This is a genomic window from Desulfopila inferna, assembly GCF_016919005.1.
Taxonomy (GTDB): domain Bacteria; phylum Desulfobacterota; class Desulfobulbia; order Desulfobulbales; family Desulfocapsaceae; genus Desulfopila_A; species Desulfopila_A inferna.
In genome coordinates, this window is sequence record NZ_JAFFQE010000017.1 from 1 (window position 1) to 4180 (window position 4180).

3 protein-coding genes are annotated in these 4180 nt (G+C 43.8%); all 3 read left to right on the plus strand.

The window, feature by feature from the left end:
- Positions 1-1221 precede the first annotated feature (1221 nt).
- The 3 genes from JWG88_RS21180 (at position 1222) to JWG88_RS21190 (ending at position 3837) form a co-directional block, all read left to right on the plus strand.
- Positions 1222-1668 (plus strand): MarR family transcriptional regulator, encoded by a 447-nt coding sequence (locus tag JWG88_RS21180; protein WP_205235812.1) that lies wholly within the window; start codon positions 1222-1224, stop codon positions 1666-1668.
- Positions 1668-3026: a dihydrolipoyl dehydrogenase gene (lpdA, locus tag JWG88_RS21185; protein ID WP_205235813.1), complete on the plus strand. Its 1359-nt coding sequence runs from the start codon at positions 1668-1670 to the stop codon at positions 3024-3026. Before JWG88_RS21180 ends, lpdA begins: the two co-directional genes overlap by 1 nt.
- Positions 3027-3180: 154 nt before the next feature.
- On the plus strand, positions 3181-3837 hold the full coding sequence (locus tag JWG88_RS21190; protein ID WP_205235814.1) for a DUF1638 domain-containing protein: 657 nt from the start codon (positions 3181-3183) through the stop codon (positions 3835-3837).
- Positions 3838-4180 lie beyond the last annotated feature (343 nt).

Here is a 4180-nt window from a genome sequence, read left to right on the forward strand (position 1 = left end):
ATCGCCCCGCTGTCGGATAGCGATGAGAATCTTTTCACCTGCGCGGGCAAACTGTTGCCGGAAAAATTGTGCAGGCCAGCATGATCTTTAACAGAAAGCGGTTTGCAGGGTAGAAATTGGCTGAAAAGGGAAAAGATTTTAGAATTTAGAAATGGAGCAACTGCAAAATAGAGCTTATCAAAGAGTATCACTGATCCTTTCAGTATTCATGCTTTCTACTGTTGCCGATAACGGGCGAAGATTAATCTACGCCCGTAACGGGGAAAACTAGCCATAAAGCGTTTCAATCCACCTGATTGCTTCAGTGTCATTTACCTTTCCCAGATACCGTTGAGTTGTTGAAAGATCTGCGTGGCGCAGGACCAGAACAGAGTAGCGATTTCGTTTTGTCGCCTGCTTGTTGTTCTTCGTCAAAGAGAGCAAAAAGTCGAGAACCTCTTCCTGGGATATGCTCGATAGATCACGTTTGCCGAACCTCAATGCAAATTTATGCAAGACAAACTCACATGTCTTGATGGTATTTTTTTTTCGAATTGGCCCGGTGATACTGCAGGTGAAAATCGACTGCCTTAGAAACTTTCATTGTACACCTCCTGTGGTTAAGGGTTTTTGGCGTAAATGCCATGATGAATTATACACCAGAAGGAGATGGAAATCGGGGGACGAAAGCAATCAACTGTCATGGAGAAGGTTTGATCGGAAATTGCTATTTTATTGTTAGGAATTTTGAAAAGCATAACTTTCTTTATACAGGAATAAGGTCAACGTAAGGCTGAAGTGGACTCTTGAGAGATCCATACTGCCAATATCAACGCTTGACACGATAGTATTACTCATCCGATGCTGAAATAATGGAGTCTTTTTATCAGCTGATCCTCTGGAAACATCTCGGATATGAAAATCTTTTTTAATGTCAGGAAAACTTTACTTCCAAAAGGTCAAGACGACCTTTTTATAGTCTATATCTAAAGATAAGAGCGAGATGCTTCCATCATAGGTTCATCCTGGCAACCTGAACTTGGACAATCCTGAAGCTGTTGAGGAGGTCCACAAGCGAACATCAGCTTAATCATATCCCAATTCTATCCCAAAATGGAACAGTTCCCCTGATACCATTTTCCTGAAATTTACCTCTTGACAATGCATAGCTGGCTATGTATTTTACTGACAATAATTACATAGCTGGCTATATAATTGGGTGAATCGAAGGAGATAACGAACGTGAATGAAAACCTGTGCTACAAACTGAATTATCTTTCCCGGCTACTATTGTCACAATTAAACGACCAATTAAAACCATTCGGTGTCACCCAGGGGCAACTTCCCGTGCTTTGTTGTCTGGATGAAGATGATGGGCAGACCCAGGTGGAACTTTGTAGAAACGTTCAAGTGGAACAACCGACCATGGCGAACACACTACGGCGTATGGAGCGGGATGGTTTGATCTACCGGGTAAATAGTGAGCACGACAAACGTCAGTCGAGAATGTTTATCACCGAACCTACCCGACCAACAGTAGAAGTCTTAAAGAAGAAAAGAGATGAAGTTGTTGCAAGGATGACGCAGCACATGTCAGAGAAAGAACTCGAGACGTTCAACCGACTCTTGGATGTAGCCACCCAAACACTGGAACAAACAGAACAAGACGAATCTAAAATGGAGAGGTAATGAAAACTTTTGATGTAGTAATTATAGGTGGCGGTCCCGGTGGAATGGCAGCAGGGATTATGTTAAGCCAAGCTGGCAAATCTGTCGCGTTGATTCAGGAAGAACAGGACAGCTACGGTGGAATTTGCCTTAACCGCGGTTGTATGCCTACCAAATCGTTACTTAAGGCCGCGGCAGCCTATCGGCATACTAAAGAGTGTGAAAAATACGGACTGGATGTGGTCGCCCAACCTATCAATTTAAAACGTTTGCAGGCTGTTACTGAAAATGACCTTGCCACATTACGCGGAATGACCCAAATGATGGTAGCAGGTGAAAATATCACCACCTTCCGCGGTAAAGGCTCGTTTCTGTCAGATCATGACGTTATCATAAGTAATACAGAAGGCAGTACCGAACAGGTGCGGGGAGAATTGATCATTATCGCAACAGGGTCGAAACCTGTTGAGCTTCCTTTTGCTCCTTTTAACGGCAAAAATATCCTTTCCAGTGACCAAATTCTTCAAAACATCGAACTGCCATCAAGGTTATTGATTATCGGTGGTGGTGCCATTGGCTGTGAATTTGCCACGCTGTACAACACGTTCGGTAGCGAGGTTATCCTGGTTGAAGCCTTGGATACCCTTTTGCCGCGTGAAGATCAGGAAGCCGGAAGAATGCTACAGGATGCTTTTGCACAACAAGGCATCCAAGTCAAGACAGAAACAATGATTGAACAGTTGACCATTGAAGAGGATAAGGTCACGATTCACTATAAGAATAGCGGTAAGACTGACACCGTGGACAAAGTTCTTGTCGGAGTTGGCCGTAAACCGAACATTAACAGCTTGAATCTGGGAGCCGCCGGAGTAAAGACTGAACACGGTGCCGTCAAGGTGAATGAAATTTTTCAAACCAGCATTCCACATATATACTGTATAGGCGATGCTGCCGGTGGTTTAATGCTGGCTCACGCCGCAGAAAAAGAAGGGCAGCTGCTTGCGCAAAATCTGACTCAAGGAACAACCTACCCTTTAAATGAAAGTGCAGTACCAAGGGTTGCATTCTGTCACCCTGAGGTGGCGGCAGTTGGGGTAAACCTTGAAAATGGCGATATCAGATCTTTCACGATGCACAAGGTACCCAATGGCCGTTCTGTAGTGGACAAAGTAGCACCGGCTTTTGTGAAGCTTTTTATAAAAAACGATAGTTCCGAGATCGCTGGAGCGGTGATCATCGGTGAAGCGGCTACAGAGATGATCCATGAAATAGCATTGGCCGTCGAAAACCGTTTGACTCTGGAGAAAGTTGGAAGGACAATTCACGCCCATCCTACACACTCGAAAAGTGTTGTTTCGGCAGTTTTACATGCCAATTAAAGCAAGAAAGGATGCAACACAACAGTGGATAACAAAATCCATGGGTTTCGCAGCCCATGGATTATCCGATTAACAAGATGTTTCTGCCTGTTGATGCGATAAGCAAAATAAGTCCGGTAAAACGGTTTCAAAATCAGAAACAATGGAGACGTCCATGACACACTTATCATTTAAAAACACTGCCATTGTTGCCTGCGGTACCATGAGTCCAGAACTCAGTCATCTCAAAGAGCAGGGATACCTCGACACGGATTACCTGTTTTATACAACTCCAGGACTTCACCAGGATCCGCATGAACTGGAAAAACAGTTGATCAAGTTTATTGTAAAGGCGAAAAAGAAAGTCCGAGATGTTATTGTTGTTTATGGCAGTAAGTATTGTTATGTCAACCCGGATAACCCCACACGTTTGATGGAAACCATCATCCGTGAGCAAGGCCTTGATGTCTCTCGCGTTGCGGCTACCCACTGCATGGGGATGCTGGCTAGCAACGATGAACTTGAGCATATCAAACAGGAACTTGTCGGAGGAGAACCGGTTTGGTTCATGACACCTGGATGGGTCAAATACAAGAGCCAGGTTTTTAAGGGTTGGGACAAAGGTACGGCTACTGAAAATTTTCCACGCCATACAGGTGGTGCAATTGTGCTTGACGCCATAGGATACCTCGATAAATACATGGCTGAGCAGCCGGAAGAATTTCTTGAATACTGCGACTGGATGGGTATCCCTATGCAGGCATATTCAATTACCCTGGACCGGTTTAAAGGGCTTTTGGCGGATCAATTGAAGAAACTGGCTGATCAATGATGAAATAAAAGAATACGTTTGTTGTTAATCTTTTCCTGATGCTTTTCAGGAAAGTTAAGACTTGCAAGTTATCGCAAAATTCGATGGATTGAATTCTACTCCTTTCTAGTCAAAGCTGAAATAAGATTTGCTTTGCCGATCCTCTTCTGCCATCTGTTACATGACGCTGTCAGGAAGAAGGTCAACTATGCCTTCTCAAGATTGAGGAAAAGATGCTCATGGACTCCGCGTAACAAACTCTGTTTTTTCTATTGTTGTTAGGTTGTTACATGTTTCATTTTCTCATGTTTAAAAGTAAAAAGTCAAGGTCAACTCCGATGGTAGCCCCGCCAGTTGTTAGTGC

What these genes read in the sequence shown, in the direction of transcription:
- lpdA (WP_205235813.1), top strand. Translation starts at nt 1,668, where the DNA reads ATGAAAACTTTTGATGTAGTAATTATAGGTGGCGGTCCCGGTGGAATG.
- JWG88_RS21190 (WP_205235814.1), top strand. Translation starts at nt 3,181, where the DNA reads ATGACACACTTATCATTTAAAAACACTGCCATTGTTGCCTGCGGTACC.